The organism is Salmonella sp. HY31 (assembly GCF_042604575.1).
Taxonomy (GTDB): Bacteria; Pseudomonadota; Gammaproteobacteria; order Enterobacterales; family Enterobacteriaceae; genus Salmonella; species Salmonella diarizonae.
The window spans coordinates 3276778-3292289 of sequence record NZ_CP170479.1 but is presented as its reverse complement, the minus strand read 5'-3'; the positions used below and the strand labels follow the sequence as shown (position 1 = coordinate 3292289).

Here is a 15512-nt window from a genome sequence, read left to right as displayed (position 1 = left end):
ATACACCTCACGCCAGACCCAGCAGGGTCAGCAGCACATCAATTACTTTGATGCCAATAAACGGCACCACCAGACCACCCAGACCATAGATCCATAAATTACGGCGCAGCATGGCCGACGCTGAGAGCGGTTTATAACTCACGCCTTTTAATGCCAGTGGGATCAGAAAAATAATAATCAGGGCGTTAAAGATCACCGCGCTCAGAATGGCGGAGTTCGGCGAATGCAGACCCATCACGTTGAGCGCGTTTAGCTGCGGGTAGGTAGCGGCAAACGCGGCGGGAATAATGGCGAAATATTTCGCTACATCATTCGCGATACTAAAAGTGGTGAGCGAGCCGCGCGTCATCAGCATCTGCTTACCAATATGCACCACTTCAATCAACTTGGTCGGGTTAGAGTCCAGATCCACCATATTACCGGCTTCTTTTGCTGCCTGGGTACCGGAGTTCATCGCCACCGCGACGTCGGCCTGCGCCAGCGCCGGGGCATCGTTAGTGCCGTCGCCGGTCATGGCGACCAGCCGTCCTTCCGCCTGATATTGACGGATCAGCGCCAGCTTGGCTTCCGGCGTGGCTTCGGCAAGAAAATCGTCCACACCGGCTTCGGCGGCAATCGCTGCCGCCGTCAGGCGGTTATCGCCAGTGATCATCACCGTTTTAATGCCCATCTTTCGTAGCTGGGCGAAGCGTTCTTTAATGCCGCCTTTAACGATATCCTTGAGGGCGATAACACCCAGTACGCGCGAGCCTTCCACTACCACCAGCGGCGTCGCGCCAAGACGTGCCACGTTCTCGACGTTTTGCTCGACATCGGCGGGAAAATGGCCGCCATTGCTCTCGACATGACGACGAATCGCGTCCACCGAGCCTTTACGGATCATTCGGTTATCGATATTAATTCCACTCATGCGGCTTTGCGCGGTAAACGGAACAAAGGTGGCATGAAGCGACTGCACATCGCGTTCACGCAGGTTAAAGCGCTGTTTGGCGAGGATCACAATGCTGCGGCCTTCCGGCGTTTCGTCGGCCAGCGAAGCGAGTTGCGCGGCGTCAGCCAGCGTGCGTTCGTCCACCCCCCGGGCGGGAATAAAATCGGACGCCTGGCGGTTGCCGAGCGTGATAGTGCCGGTTTTATCCAGCAGCAGCACGTCGACATCGCCCGCGGCTTCTACGGCGCGGCCGCTGGTGGCAATTACGTTCGCGCCCAACATTCTGCTCATTCCGGCAACGCCAATGGCGGAGAGTAGCCCGCCGATGGTGGTGGGGATCAGACACACCAGCAACGCCACCAACACGGTGACGCTGACCGCGTTTTCGCCCCAGGCAGAGAAGGGCCACAGGGTGGCGGTCGCCAGTAAAAAGACAATGGTCAGGGCGATGAGTAAAATCGTCAGGGCAATTTCGTTAGGCGTTTTCCGCCGCTGCGCGCCTTCCACCATCGCGATCATCCGGTCAAGAAAGGTTTCACCAGGATTGACGCTACAGGCAATCACCAGCCAGTCGGAAAGAATTCGCGTGCCGCCGGTGACAGAGGCGAAATCGCCGCCGGACTCGCGGATCACGGGCGCAGATTCGCCGGTAATCGCACTTTCATCCACCGAGGCGCCGCCTTCGATTACCTCGCCGTCACAGGGAATAATATCGCCCGCTTTGACCAGTACAATGTCGCCTTTACGCAGTTCAGCGGCGGGAACGTTATCCGCCTGCGCATCATGGCGCGGGGCGCGCAGGCGGCGAGCGAATGCGGTCTTTTTCACCCCTTTCAGACTGTTTGCCTGGGCTTTGCTGCGGCCTTCCGCCAGCGCTTCGGCAAAATTGGCGAACAGTACGGTGAACCATAGCCACAGGCTGATCACCCCTGTGAACAAGGCGCTTCCCGCTGTTTGTCCTGTTACCATAGCGAGCGTTAACAGGGTGGTTAGTACGCTGCCTGCCCAGACCACAAACATCACCGGGTTACGCCACTGGGCGCGTGGGCTTAATTTTTTTACGGCATCCGTTAGTGCCTGTACGAATAAAACAGGTTCAAACAGCGCCAGTTGCTTGCGACTCATATCAATGTACTCCGCATCGCTCAAGGTAAAGAGAAATGTTCCGCTACCGGACCAAGCGCCAGGGCAGGAATAAACGTCAGCGCGCCGACCAGCAGTACCGTGCCGATGAGCAGTCCAATAAATAGCGCGCCGTGGGTCGCCAGCGTTCCCGGACTAGCCGGCTGGGCTTTTTTACTGACCAGCGATCCGGCGATGGCCATGACAGGAATAATCACGCCGAAACGTCCGACGAACATGCAGAACGCCAACAGACAGTTCCAGAAAGGGGAGTTAGTGCTCAGACCCGCAAAGGCACTACCGTTGTTATTGGCCGCAGAGGAGACGGCATACAGCACTTCGCTAAAACCGTGCGGGCCAGGGTTTAGCATTGCGCTGCGCCCGGCATCCGTCATCATTGCCAGCGCCGAACCCAACAAGACCAGCATCGGCGTGACCAGAATCGCCAGCGCGGTCATCTTCATTTCGCGCACGTCGATTTTTTTCCCCAGATACTCCGGCGTGCGGCCGATCATCAGCCCAGCGATGAACACCGCCAGCAGGACAAACAGCAACATGCCGTACAGACCTGAACCGACGCCGCCGAAGACCACTTCGCCAATTTGCATCAGCCACATCGGCACCATACCGCCCAGTGCGGTAAACGAGTCGTGCATGGCATTTACCGCCCCGCAGGATGCCGCGGTAGTGACGACGGCAAACATGCTGCTGGCCAGCACGCCAAAGCGGGTTTCTTTACCTTCCATGTTGACGCTACTGTCCGCGCCTGCCGCCAACAGATGTGGATTTCCCTGAACTTCCGCCCACATCACTACCGCTACGCAGACAACAAAAATGAATGACATTGCCCACAGTAGTGCGCGTCCCTGACGGCGATCGCCCGCCGCTTCGCCAAAGGCGAAACAGAGCGCGGCTGGAATCAAAAATATCGCCAGCATCTGCGCCAGATTAGTAAGCGCGGTGGGGTTTTCGAACGGATGCGAAGAGTTGGCGTTAAAGAAACCGCCGCCGTTGGTGCCAAGCATTTTGATCGCCTCCTGCGAAGCAACCGGCCCCATCGGCAAGAGCTGTTTAGCGCCTTCAAGGGTGGTAATGGGCTGATAAGCCGACAGGTTTTGCAGTACGCCTTGTTGAATAAAAAACAGCGCGATAATTAACGCGACAGGAAATAATATCCATAGCGTAATACGTACCAGATCTTGCCAGGCATTACCCAGCGTGTGCATATTCTGGCGCGTAAAGGCGCGGATAAGCGCAAAAACCACCGCAATCCCGGTCGCCGCCGACAGGAAGTTTTGCACCGTTAGCCCCGCCATCTGGCTAAAGTAGCTCAGCGTGCTTTCGCCGCTGTAGGCTTGCCAGTTGGTATTGGTGACAAAGCTGACGGCGGTATTCAGCGCCAGATCCCAGGGCAGCCCCGGTAGCCGCTGCGGATTTAAGGGTAGCCACTCCTGCCAGAATAGCAGGCAAAACAGGATGCCCAGTCCCAGCAGATTGAGCGTCAGTAACGCCAGTAAATACTGACGCCAGTTCATTTCGTGGTCGGTAATGCCAAGAGTCCGCCAGAGGACACGCTCAACGCCAGCCACGCCCGGCAACGGAACGGCGGCGATGAGCCTTGCCAGGCCCGAACCCAACGGTTTCGCCAGTACAAATAAAATCAGTAAAAAACTGGCGATCAGTAAAAATCCTTGCGCGGCCATCAGAACGCCTCCGCATTAATCAGGGCATAGACCAGATAACCCAAAAGTAAGAAAACCAGCACGATGCCGGTTATCACGCCTGCACTCACAGAGCACCTCCAGTGGCATTGTTTTACTCCTGAGAAAGGTAATTTTTTGGCTGCAAAGATTTCGCAAAAATTGGCGGGCGGAGTGTAAAAAAAATATAAAAATGGCAAAGACCATTATTTAACTAATGATTAGTATTAATTTAACTTTTTTGTAACTAATTTACGCTTTAAATGTAAATCTGCTGGAAAAGCGAGAAAATAAGTGGTCGGATGAGTAGTAAAATTACACCGAAAGCGGTACTATTTTAATCAGGTAACGAGGTTCAATTTTTCGGTGCTATTCACCGATTCAATCTATACCGAGGCGGGTAGCGTCGGTATAAAGGGGGAAACGTATGGAACACTATAAAGACTATCCGGCGCATGTCATTTTTGTCCGTCGTGCTTTCGCGGTGACCGCAGGCGTGCTGGCGCTGCCGGTGATGCTCTTCTGGAAAGACCGCGCGCGTTTTTATAGTTATCTGCACCGTGTCTGGTCGAAAACCAGTGATAAACCGGTGTGGATGGCGCAGGCTGAAAAAGCCACCTGCGACTTTTATTAATCGCGACCAGCCTGAAAAACCGTCAGCCGCTACGCTGGCGGTTTTTTTATGCGCCAGGGTCTACACTGTTTAACGCTATTCTGCCGTGACGTTTCATCTTTCAGGAGTTGTATGCCCACCCATTTAGTCTGGTTCAGGCGCGATCTGCGTTTACAGGATAACCTTGCGCTGGCCGCCGCCTGCCGCGATGCATCCGCGCGGGTGCTGGCGCTTTATATTTCCACCCCCGCGCAGTGGCAGGCCCATGATATGGCGCCGCGGCAGGCGGCATTCATCAGCGCGCAGCTCAGTGCGCTACAGACGGCCCTTGCAGAGAAAGGGATTCCGCTGCTGTTTCATGAAGTGGCGGATTTTAACGCCAGTATTGAGACGGTCGAAAACGTTTGCCGACAGCATGACGTCAGCCATCTGTTTTATAACTATCAGTATGAGATTAACGAGCGTCAGCGTGATGCGGCGGTGGAAAAAACGCTGCAATCTGTCATCTGCGAAGGCTTTGACGATAGTGTGATTCTGGCGCCTGGCGCGGTGATGACCGGCAATCATGAAATGTATAAAGTTTTTACGCCGTTTAAAAACGCCTGGTTGAAACGGCTAAAAGAGGATATCCCGCCGTGCGTTCCGGCCCCGAAGAGCCGGGCAAGTGGCGCACTTTCTACACCCTTAACGCCAGTCTCGCTTAACTACCCGCAACAGGCGTTTGACGCCGCGCTTTTCCCGGTTGAAGAAAACGCGGCCATCGCGCAGTTACGTCAGTTTTGTGCGCAGGACGCAGACGGGTATGAGTCACGGCGCGATTTCCCTGCGGTTGAAGGCACCAGTCGGCTTTCCGCCAGCCTGGCGACTGGTGGCCTGTCGCCGCGACAGTGCCTGCACCGATTATTGGCGGAGCAGCCGCAGGCGCTGGATGGCGGACCGGGAAGCATCTGGTTGAATGAACTCATCTGGCGGGAATTTTACCGTCATTTAATGACCTGGTATCCGGCATTATGCAAACACCAGCCGTTTATCCGCTGGACAAAACGCGTCACGTGGCAGGAGAACTCACACTATTTTCAGGCATGGCAGAAAGGCGAAACCGGTTATCCCATTGTCGATGCGGCGATGCGCCAGCTTAACGCGACGGGCTGGATGCATAACCGTTTACGCATGATTACCGCCAGCTTTCTGGTGAAAGATCTGCTGATTGACTGGCGGTTGGGGGAGCGCTATTTCATGTCGCAGCTCATTGACGGCGATCTTGCCGCCAATAATGGCGGCTGGCAGTGGGCCGCCTCAACCGGTACTGATGCCGCGCCTTATTTTCGTATTTTTAATCCCACGACCCAGGGGGAAAGGTTCGATCGCGACGGCGAATTTATCCGTCGGTGGCTACCGGCGTTACGCGATATCCCCGGAAAAGCAATTCACGAGCCGTGGCGGTGGGCAGAAAAATCGGGAGTCGCACTTGATTATCCTCGGCCCATTGTGGATCACAAACAGGCGAGAATCGCGACGCTTTCCGCCTATGAAGCAGCGAGAAAAGGGGCGTAATGCAGGCCCGGTAGTGCAGACTACCGGGCATTTTGATGTCAGGGTTCGACGACCAGCGAGCGTTTTTTGAATTTGAAGGACTGATACAGCCAAATCAGCAGGACAACGCCTACGCAGGCTAAAGCGCCCCAGGTGATCTGTTCAAAAACATCGATATAGGCGTTGATGGTGTAATTAACCGCGCCGCTGGCGTCGAAGGCGCTTTGCGAGGTCTGATCAGCGATGACGCCTGCCAGATAGTTAGCTATCGCGCCGGACAGCAGCATATAAATTCCGGTTAATACGCCAGTGACGCCGGGGATGTCAATGCGCGTAATTTGCGACATGGCGACCGGGTCGATAAACAGCTCGGCAAAGCCCATCACCGCCAGCCCCAGCACCATTAGCGGCATTGAAGAGTGCCCATAAGCGGCGGACCAGCGCGCGCTCAGGGTCAGAATGCAGAATCCGGCGCTCATCAGACCGAGACCCAGCGCGAATTTTCCCCAGATACGCACGGTGCGATTACCGCTTACGCTCTCTTTAACCAGCCAGGCCAATACGACCCCACACAGCATCACGGCAAAGGCGTTCACCGACTGGAACATGGCGGTGGGAACGGAATAGCCCAGAATATCGCGGTTCACAAAGCGGTCGATATACAGGCTGATAGAACTGCCGCCCTGCTGAGCAAACGCCCAGAACAGCATACTGAACAGGGTCAGGGTGACAATCAGCCCCAGCTCTTTGCGCTGTTTTGCCGTTTGCGCCTGGCGATAAATTTTTGTCAGCACGCCCAGGCCGATCGCGGTCGCCACGATTAAGGCATAGACTGACCATTCTTTCCAGAATAGAACGGTAATCAGCAATGGCGCCGCTACCAGCAGAATTAACAGCCAGCCCCAGTTCGGCAACAGGTAGTTTCTGGCACACAACACGGCTTTATTAACGCCGGTGGTGTGGGTGAAATGACGATTCCCACACAAGAAGATCACCAGTCCCGCCAGCATACCAATGGCGGCGAGCGCAAAGCCCATTGCCCAACTGTATTCCTCTTGCACATAGCCGCAGGCGATAGGGGCCACGATCGAACCAATATTGCCCGCCGCGTAAAGCAGCGAGAACCCGCCGTCGCGGCGCGGATCTTCCGGCTGGTACAGTTCGCCCAGCAGGCAGCTAATATTCGATTTAAACAGGCCGTAGCCGCAGACAATGATCGCCAGCGACAGATAAAGAAATGTCGGCGCGATCTCACTGGCGCCCAGCACTAAATGACCGACCGCCATTAAAAATGCGCCCAGCATGACTGCCATTCGGTTGCCAAGCACCTTATCCGCCAGATAGCCGCCAAGAATCGGCGTTACGTAGACCAGCGAACAATAAGCGCTGAATAACTCATAGGCGTGGTTATCGTCGTATTTTAGCTGATTGGTGAGATAAAGAATCAACAGGGCGCGCATACCATAAAAGCTGAAGTACTCCCAAATTTGCAGGGCGACAACGTAGTAAATGGCGCGGGGTTGAGATGCTTGTTTATTCATCGTATTTCCGGGATAGAGGCGCTGTGGCAAGAAATAGACATTCTCAGATAATGCCTTTCTTTGTGGACTTATTAAGCCTGCCGTATCGCCGTGTTTCCTTAAAGTTACCAACTTGATACAGAACTGATTTCTTCTGCAATATGCGTTCTGATTGCATAAATATACATGAAACCGATCGTGTTTTGCTAAGTAATTTGCACCAAACCAGGGGGTGATTGTTTCTTGATGTGTCAAACAAATGTTTATCGACGAACTGCTAACGGGAGGCTATGTTAACGGAGGCTGAACCCGTAATGGGAAAGCAGAACGTGGGTTAAAGGAAGCGATGATGAAAAACACCGAGCTGGAACAACTGATTAACGACAAGCTGAACAGTGCGGCGATAAGTGATTATGCGCCGAATGGTTTACAGGTCGAAGGAAAAGAGACGGTACAGAAAATCGTTACCGGCGTGACCGCAAGTCAGGCGCTGCTCGATGAGGCGGTGCGTTTGCAGGCCGATGCGGTCATTGTTCATCATGGTTACTTCTGGAAAGGCGAGTCTCCGGTTATTCGCGGCATGAAACGCCGTCGCTTAAAAACGTTACTGGCAAATGATATTAACCTTTACGGTTGGCATCTGCCGCTGGATGCGCACCCTGAACTGGGCAACAATGCGCAGTTGGCGACGCTATTGGGTATTACCGTGAAAGGAGAGATTGAGCCGCTGGTGCCGTGGGGGGAGCTCTCAATGCCGGTGCCGGGGCTGGAACTGGCCTCATGGATTGAAGCGCGTTTGGGGCGTAAACCGCTATGGTGCGGCGATACCGGGCCAGGGAATGTCCAGCGTGTCGCCTGGTGTACCGGCGGCGGACAAAGTTTTATTGATAGCGCCGCCCGCTTCGGCGTTGACGCCTTTATTACCGGCGAGGTGTCTGAACAGACCATTCATTCCGCGCGCGAACAGGGGCTGCATTTTTATGCCGCCGGGCACCATGCCACTGAACGCGGCGGTATTCGCGCCCTGAGCGAATGGCTGAACGAAAACACGGAGTTGGATGTGACGTTTATTGATATCCCTAACCCGGCATAACTGAGAGGCAATAAAGTGCAGCGAGCGCGTTGTTATCTGTTAGGCGAAACGGCGGTCGTCCTGGAACTTGAACCGCCAATTACGCTGGCGAGCCAGAAACGCATCTGGCGTCTGACGCAGCGTCTGGTCGATATGCCGAACGTGGTGGAAGCGATTCCTGGGATGAACAATATCACCGTGATCTTGCGGGAACCGCAAACTCTGGCGCTGGATGCGATTGAGCGTCTGCAGCGCTGGTGGGAAGAGAGCGAGGCGCTGGAGCCGGACTCGCGTTCGGTTGAGATCCCGGTGATCTATGGCGGCGCAGGCGGGCCGGATCTGGCGGCGGTGGCGCGGCACAGCGGTTTGAGTGAAAAGCAGGTCGTGGAGCTACATGCGTCCGTTGAGTATGTCGTCTGGTTTTTAGGCTTTCAGCCTGGCTTTCCCTATCTTGGGAATTTACCAGAACCGCTCCATATGCCCAGACGCGCGGAGCCGCGCCTGCAGGTTCCGGCAGGTTCTGTCGGCATCGGCGGCGCACAGACGGGTATTTATCCATTATCCACGCCGGGCGGCTGGCAACTGATCGGCCTCACGCCGTTGAAGTTATTCGATCCGATGCGGGAGCCTCCGGTTCTGCTACGCCCTGGCGATAGCGTACGCTTTGTGCCGCAAAAGGAGGGAATATGCTGAATATTATTCGCGCGGGGATTTACACCTCCGTGCAGGACAGCGGGCGTCACGGTTTTCGTCAGTCGGGACTGAGCCACTGCGGCGCGCTGGATAAACCCGCCTTTCAGACCGCTAATCTCCTGGTCGGGAACGATGCGAATGCCCCGGCGCTGGAAATCACTCTCGGTCAACTGGTCGTCGAGTTTGAAAATGAGACCTGGTTCGCTCTTACCGGCGCGGGCTGCGAGGCGCAGTTGGATAATCAACCGGTCTGGACAGGCTGGCGATTGCCGGTAAAAGCGGGCCAGCGTCTCACTCTGCATCGACCGCTTCACGGGATGCGTAGCTATCTGGCGGTGGCGGGCGGTATTGCTGTGCCGGAGGTGATGGGCTCTTGCAGTACCGATCTGAAGTCCGGTCTCGGTGGGCTGGAAGGGCGGCTGCTAAAAGATGGCGATCGGCTGGCGACGGGCAAACCATCGCGGCAGTTTAGCGGGCCGCAGGGCGTGAAACAGTTACTGTGGGGTAATCGCATTCGCGCGCTGCCGGGGCCGGAATACCGTGAGTTCGATCGCGCATCGCAAGAAGCGTTCTGGCGTTCGCCGTGGCAACTCAGTCCGCAAAGTAATCGCATGGGCTATCGTTTGCAGGGACAATCGTTAACGCGGACAACGGATCGCGAACTGCTGTCGCACGGTTTGCTGCCCGGTGTCGTGCAGGTGCCTTACAACGGTCAACCTATTGTGCTGATGAATGATGCCCAGACTACCGGCGGCTATCCGCGTATTGCCTGCATCATCGAGGCGGATATGTACCATCTGGCGCAAATCCCGCTAGGGCAACCGATCCATTTTGTGCAATGTTCGCTGGAAGAGGCGCTCAACGCGCGTCGCGAGCGTCAGCGCTATCTGGAACAGCTTACCTGGCGACTTCAGCATGAAAATTGATTTAAATGCGGACGTGGGCGAAGGTTGCGCCAGCGACGGCGAATTATTAACGCTGGTCTCCTCCGCCAATATCGCCTGTGGTTTTCACGCCGGCGATGCGCAAACCATGCTGACCTGCGTGCGCGAGGCGCTGAAAAACGGCGTGGCGATCGGCGCGCATCCCAGCTTTCCGGATCGGGATAATTTTGGGCGGACGGCGATGGTTTTGCCGCCGGAAATGGTATACGCCCAGACGCTGTACCAAATCGGCGCGCTGGGGGCGATTGCTCAGGCGCAAGGCGGCGTGATGCGCCATGTCAAACCGCACGGTATGCTCTATAACCAGGCGGCGAAAGATCCCCGTCTGGCACAGGCGATTGCGAAAGCGGTACACGACTATGATCCGTCATTGATTCTGGTTGGACTGGCGGGCAGTGAGTTGATCCGAGCCGGTGAGCGCTATAGTCTGACGACGCGGCAGGAGGTGTTTGCCGAGCGCGGCTATCAGGCCGACGGTAGCCTGGTGCCGCGCACGCAGCCTGGCGCGCTGATTCACGACGAAGGGCAGGCGCTGGCGCAAACGCTGGATATGGTGCAAACCGGGAGAGTGAAAAGCGTTACTGGCGTGTGGACGACTGTCACGGCGCAAACGGTGTGCATTCATGGCGACGGCGAGTATGCGCTTGCGTTCGCACGCAGGCTACGCGTCGCGTTTAATGCGTGTAATATACACGTTATTGCCGGAGAGCCAGACGATTGAAGCTATTATATTCCGTCTGCTAAAGTTTATCGTATACCGCTCACTTAATGTTAAGAAGGGGGATTTATTCAATATTACATAAATCCCCTCTTAATATATTATTTTAAAAATAACTCAGTGATGCTGTAATAGTCAGTATGACGAGTTTATTGTTGTCAGCAGCAGAATTTTTGAAAATCTTTATGAGATTGTTAGCTATCGCCATCTAATTAAATGTCCGGGGCGGGTAAGTTACCTGACTCTTTATAAACACTTTCTGATTGATTTACCTCACGATAGCCTCATTTTTAGCATTTATATTCCTCGTCATGATGACTTATCAGGAGACTGAAGCCAGATTGATTCGCTGTTTTACTATCACGTCATGGATAGCGTGCCAGATTGCCAGGTATATGGATTTTAAGCTGTTTACGCGTAACAACTTTTTTTAGCGAAAATTAAACTCATCTGATCAGTGATTTTTTAGTATATTACTCATTTTGTTATGATGGATTTGTTTTGTGAAAAGAAAATATCTTACTCAAGAAGAGATCGAAAAACTGCTGTCAGCGACTGACAGAATGCCCTTCCCGGAAAGAAACCGCTGCTTAATCCTGATGGCGTTTATTCATGGCTTCCGGGCCAGTGAGTTGCTGGGGCTGCGCTTATCGGATATTGATCTTGCAGGGAGACAGCTTTATATCCGGCGCCTCAAAAATGGCTTTTCAACGTGTCACCCCCTCCTTCCTGATGAGTATAACGTACTGAAAAGCTGGCTCAGGGCCAGGAAGTATCTTGAGAAAGGAGCTGACGGAGACTGGCTGTTCCTGTCGCTGCGGCGGCATCCGCTCAGCAGGCAACAATTTTTTTACATACTCCGTGAGGCAGGGCGGCTGGCCGAATTAACGATAGCGCCACATCCTCATATGCTGCGACATGCCTGCGGCTACGCCCTTGCTGACAAAGGGATTGATACACGACTCATACAGGACTATCTGGGACACAGGAATATCCAGCACACCGTAAGATACACCGCAAGTAACGCCGGGCGCTTTCATGGAATATGGCGAAAAAAACGCCGGGTATGACCGTACGTTCTGACTCATATTGTTAAATCAAAGAGAGGTCTGTTCAGGGACGAACTGACTTACAGAATAAATATATAAATCAACTGATTGCTATGTTTTTCACTGGTCTTTTCGTACTCCGCTCAGGGTGCAATTACCCTGCGGCAGAGGAATTTATTGCCAGGGATGCTGACGGCCTGTGCAGCCGAAAAGCAAATCCGGGCAGGATGTCAGAGTGCTGTGTTCAGGCTGGGGCCAGACGTCATTTTTTATACAGATATGGAATGGCTCCCGGCCCACGAAAGGGTGCGGACATTTTGTTTCCACAATTCGAAGCTGTTGCTGTTGCTGCGCATTGCCGGGCTGGCAATAGCCTGAGGAGAACAATCTGATGACGTAAGAATATGCAGGAATGTCCACCAGACGGGGGCGCACCGGTAAGTACCGGTACAGCACGGGAGCAAAAATATTTTTGATCCTGCTGACGGTATTCACTGTCGCAGCGCTGTTCGGCCTGTACCAGGTCCTGACGTACTGATATGCAGACGTTAACCAGGGTACTGCCGCCTCTCCGGCTGATTATGTTTTGTCAGTCAGGAGAAAATCCTGCGCAGTTTCCGGATACCGGCGGTCTTTGCGTGGAAGACAGCGTTCGTCTCAGGACACCAGAAGGGCTGCTGGATCGGTTGCGCCGGTGGCCAGGCGCGATGGTGATATCCGCCGGACGACCATCAACCCAGCTTTTACTGTGGCAACAGGTTTTTCAGCGTTATCCGCGGACAGTGGTTTTTTGCAGCAGTAACGCGTTTTTACCGGTTGACGTCAGTGTGGAAGGTTACTTCCGCCATCTGAGGCTGATTAAATGCGCCATGCCGGTAAGGGTTCTGGCCAGAATGGCTGAGCTGGCCATGTGGTCATCAGTACAGACATCGCCTTACGTGGAGGAGATGAAGAACGTGTTGAGCGTGCCGGAACTGGTGATGGAAATAAACAGCCGCACTCTGGTCCGGTTACTGTCAGAGCGTCTGCCAAAACAGGGGCGGCGGGTGCTGGGATTACTGTTATCAGGCTGTAGCCCGGAAATGACGGCCCGTATGCTGGGGACCGGCGTGAGGCAGGTCTGGCTCGCGGAGCAAACGCTGAAACAACGCTGGGATATACCGGCAGGAGTACCGCTACCTGATGCGGTAAGAATAAGGATGCCGGATGTCAATCCGGACATCAATCAACCGATTGCTTTGGTAAAAGCCGGGGCAGGTAACGCATCGGATTTACGCTGACAGCGCGTTCAGGTTATGCCCCGCAGTATTCAGAATCATTCTGTTACGTTCTGAGTAATTTATTTTACGCCAAAGAAATATGGCATTCATCGTTGTCTGGAAATACAGCGGAACGTGTGTCGTTAATGAATTTGTAACCAGTGCGAAGGTTTACGCGCTGTGGCGGTAGCGTGGAATTATCTGGATGCGTTGAGTAAATTTCATTTTACCCTGCTGATATTACTGAAAATGGTTCTGGATAAACTGTTTAACATTATCTGTGTCTGCGAACAGAGTGATAAAAATAATGAAGCGTAATAAGATATTAATTGTAGGTGCTGGCCTTTCAGGCGCAGTAATTGCACGCCAGTTAGCTGAGCAGGGACATATAGTCAATATTATTGATCAACGTTCACACATCGGTGGTAACGCTTATGATGCCCGCGATGAGCAAACGGGTATCATGGTGCACGTTTATGGTCCTCATATTTTTCATACTGATAATGAAACAGTATGGGATTATGTGAATAAATATGCCGAGATGATGCCTTATATTAATAAGGTTAAAGCCACTGTAAACGGTCAGGTATTTTCTCTACCCATTAATCTTCATACCATAAATCAATTTTTTGGTGTCGCCTGCTCACCTGATGACGCCAGGAAATTACTGCTTCAAAAATGTGATCGCACCATTCTGGAACCACAGAATTTTGAACAACAGGCCTTGCGTTTCATTGGTGAAGAGTTATATGAAGCCTTTTTTAAAGGTTATACCATTAAACAATGGGGACTTCATCCTTCCGCGTTACCTGCTTCTGTATTGAAACGTATCCCTGTTCGCTTTAATTATGATGATAACTATTTCAATCATAAGTTTCAGGGAATACCAAAATTTGGTTATACACAAATGGTCAAGTCCATTGTCGAACACGAAAATATCACTGTTGAACTATGTCGCTCCTTCGCTCAGGAAATGCGGACAGATTATGATCATGTTTTTTTCAGTGGTGCGCTGGATGCCTTTTACTCCTGTCAATATGGCCGACTGGAATATCGTACATTAGACTTTAAAAAAATCCTTTGCCAGCAGGATTATCAAGGATGTGCAGTAATGAATTATTGTTCAATAGATATTCCTTATACTCGAATTACTGAGCACAAATATTTTTCTCCGTGGGAGAAACATGAAGCTTCAATATGTTATCAAGAATATAGCCGGGAATGTGAAGCTGATGATATACCTTACTATCCTGTCCGCAGAGCGGATAAAATGGATTTGCTGAATAAATATCTATCGCGTGCTAAAAAAGAAAAAAATATTACTTTCATTGGTCGTCTTGGCACTTATCGTTATCTCGATATGGACATCACGATAGCTGAAGCATTACAGACGGCGGACGTATACTTAACGTCGCTACATGAACAAAAAGAAATGCCAGCTTTTACAGTTTCTGTTTGATGAAGTGTACTGCGCTAATCGTCACTTTTAACCGTCTTGAAAAATTAAAAAAAAAGCATGCGAGAGACGGTTGAGGCGGGATTTTCCTCCATTGTTATCGTTAATAATGGCTCAAGCGACGGCACCAGGGAATGGCTCTCTTCATTAAGTGAACCTGGCATCACTATACTTAATCTTAATAATAATCTTGGCGGTGCTGGCGGATTTAAAATCGGTAGTCAATATATATGCTCACATAGTAATGCCGATTGGGTATTTTTCTATGATGATGATGCTTATCCGGAAATTAATATTTTAAAACATTTTTCGCTATTAGATACATCAAGCTATCGTATATTTATGTCACAAGTTCAGGACACTGATGGGCGGTCTTGTCGGATGAATTTACCTTTTATCAGGGTTCCATCTACGGTGTTTGAGACTATTTATTACGCGATGCGTCCAGAGAAGTTTTCTCCAGCGAAAACTCAGGTTACTGATGTTCAAACTGTATCATTCGTTGGTATGGTTATTGATCGAAAGGTATTGAATAACCATCTTAACGATATCCATGATGAACTTTTCCTTTATTATGATGATTTTTTCTTTGGTTATAAATTAGTATTATCCGGACGGAAAATTCGTTACTCTCCAGAAATTAAATTTACCCATGATGTATCCATTCAGGGCAGATGTATCTGCCCTGAATGGAAAGTATATTATCTTTGTAGAAATTTGTTGCTGCTGAGAAAACTTTTACCCGTTCCCAGGATATTCAGTGTTCTTTCTGTAGTGCTACGCCTCTCTAAATACCTCGCCATTTTGCCATGGCAGCGTAAGAAATTGCTTTATCTATATTTTATCTGGCAAAGAATACTTCATGGACTTAAAGGTATTAGTGGGAAATATCATTAGCAGGA

Annotated in this window: 15 protein-coding genes and 1 pseudogene; 12 read left to right on the top strand and 4 right to left on the bottom strand. The window is 52.0% G+C overall.

Translation table 11 applies throughout. The annotated features are described in order from the left end of the window. Positions 1 to 7: 7 nt before the first annotated feature. The 3 genes from kdpB to kdpF are packed head-to-tail and all read right to left on the bottom strand — an operon-like array spanning position 8 to position 3845. Positions 8 to 2056 carry a potassium-transporting ATPase subunit KdpB gene (gene kdpB, locus ACE15A_RS15650; protein ID WP_053510858.1) on the bottom strand — a complete coding sequence of 683 codons (2049 nt, stop codon included), beginning with the start codon at positions 2054 to 2056 and terminating at the stop codon, positions 8 to 10. Positions 2057 to 2076: 20 nt separating this feature from the next. Continuing rightward, positions 2077 to 3756, bottom strand: a complete 1680-nt coding sequence (kdpA, locus tag ACE15A_RS15645) for a potassium-transporting ATPase subunit KdpA (protein ID WP_053510860.1) — start codon at positions 3754 to 3756, stop codon at positions 2077 to 2079. Then, positions 3756 to 3845: a K(+)-transporting ATPase subunit F gene (kdpF, locus tag ACE15A_RS15640; RefSeq protein ID WP_001670793.1), complete on the bottom strand. Its 90-nt coding sequence runs from the start codon at positions 3843 to 3845 to the stop codon at positions 3756 to 3758. The genes kdpA and kdpF overlap by 1 nt, the downstream gene beginning before the upstream one ends. Positions 3846 to 4180: 335 nt before the next feature. Between kdpF and ACE15A_RS15635 the strand changes: the two genes are divergently transcribed. Next, positions 4181 to 4387, top strand: coding sequence for a YbfA family protein (locus ACE15A_RS15635; RefSeq protein WP_000401438.1), 207 nt, complete (start codon positions 4181 to 4183; stop codon positions 4385 to 4387). Positions 4388 to 4498: 111 nt separating this feature from the next. After that, the gene (gene phrB, locus ACE15A_RS15630) at positions 4499 to 5920 is read left to right on the top strand and encodes a deoxyribodipyrimidine photo-lyase (protein ID WP_053510864.1); all 1422 of its coding nucleotides are present in this window, start codon (positions 4499 to 4501) and stop codon (positions 5918 to 5920) included. Positions 5921 to 5958: 38 nt separating this feature from the next. Here the strand turns inward: phrB and ACE15A_RS15625 are convergent, their stop codons facing one another. Next, on the bottom strand, positions 5959 to 7440 hold the full coding sequence (locus ACE15A_RS15625; RefSeq protein WP_053510865.1) for an MFS transporter: 1482 nt from the start codon (positions 7438 to 7440) through the stop codon (positions 5959 to 5961). Between the two features lie 328 nt (positions 7441 to 7768). On the opposite strand from ACE15A_RS15625, the gene ybgI reads away from it, so the two are divergent. From ybgI to ACE15A_RS15575, 10 genes and pseudogenes are all read left to right on the top strand, one after another. Further along, a complete protein-coding gene (gene ybgI, locus ACE15A_RS15620; RefSeq protein ID WP_023248864.1) occupies positions 7769 to 8512 on the top strand; it encodes a radiation resistance protein YbgI in 744 nt (247 codons plus the stop codon). Between the two features lie 15 nt (positions 8513 to 8527). Beyond that, entirely contained in the window at positions 8528 to 9184 is a 657-nt protein-coding gene (gene pxpB / locus ACE15A_RS15615) for a 5-oxoprolinase subunit PxpB (protein ID WP_001188371.1), read from the top strand. Then, positions 9178 to 10110: a 5-oxoprolinase subunit PxpC gene (gene pxpC, locus ACE15A_RS15610; RefSeq protein ID WP_023248863.1), complete on the top strand. Its 933-nt coding sequence runs from the start codon at positions 9178 to 9180 to the stop codon at positions 10108 to 10110. Before pxpB ends, pxpC begins: the two co-directional genes overlap by 7 nt. Further along, the gene (gene pxpA / locus ACE15A_RS15605) at positions 10100 to 10849 is read left to right on the top strand and encodes a 5-oxoprolinase subunit PxpA (RefSeq protein ID WP_053510868.1); all 750 of its coding nucleotides are present in this window, start codon (positions 10100 to 10102) and stop codon (positions 10847 to 10849) included. The genes pxpC and pxpA overlap by 11 nt, the downstream gene beginning before the upstream one ends. Positions 10850 to 11157: 308 nt before the next feature. Beyond that, the gene (locus tag ACE15A_RS15600) at positions 11158 to 11280 is read left to right on the top strand and encodes a hypothetical protein (RefSeq protein ID WP_044136514.1); all 123 of its coding nucleotides are present in this window, start codon (positions 11158 to 11160) and stop codon (positions 11278 to 11280) included. Between the two features lie 69 nt (positions 11281 to 11349). After that, complete coding sequence (locus ACE15A_RS15595; RefSeq protein ID WP_000824704.1) at positions 11350 to 11916, top strand: tyrosine-type DNA invertase; 567 nt, start codon at positions 11350 to 11352, stop codon at positions 11914 to 11916. Positions 11917 to 12434: 518 nt separating this feature from the next. Continuing rightward, entirely contained in the window at positions 12435 to 13175 is a 741-nt protein-coding gene (locus ACE15A_RS15590; protein ID WP_070804689.1) for a transport protein, read from the top strand. A gap of 159 nt (positions 13176 to 13334) precedes the next feature. Further along, entirely contained in the window at positions 13335 to 13472 is a 138-nt protein-coding gene (locus tag ACE15A_RS15585; protein ID WP_164984571.1) for a hypothetical protein, read from the top strand. Further along, the gene (gene glf, locus ACE15A_RS15580) at positions 13462 to 14613 is read left to right on the top strand and encodes a UDP-galactopyranose mutase (protein ID WP_053510225.1); all 1152 of its coding nucleotides are present in this window, start codon (positions 13462 to 13464) and stop codon (positions 14611 to 14613) included. Before ACE15A_RS15585 ends, glf begins: the two co-directional genes overlap by 11 nt. Next, positions 14610 to 15507: pseudogene (locus tag ACE15A_RS15575) on the top strand (glycosyltransferase). The gene glf and the pseudogene ACE15A_RS15575 overlap by 4 nt, the downstream one beginning before the upstream one ends. Positions 15508 to 15512 lie beyond the last annotated feature (5 nt).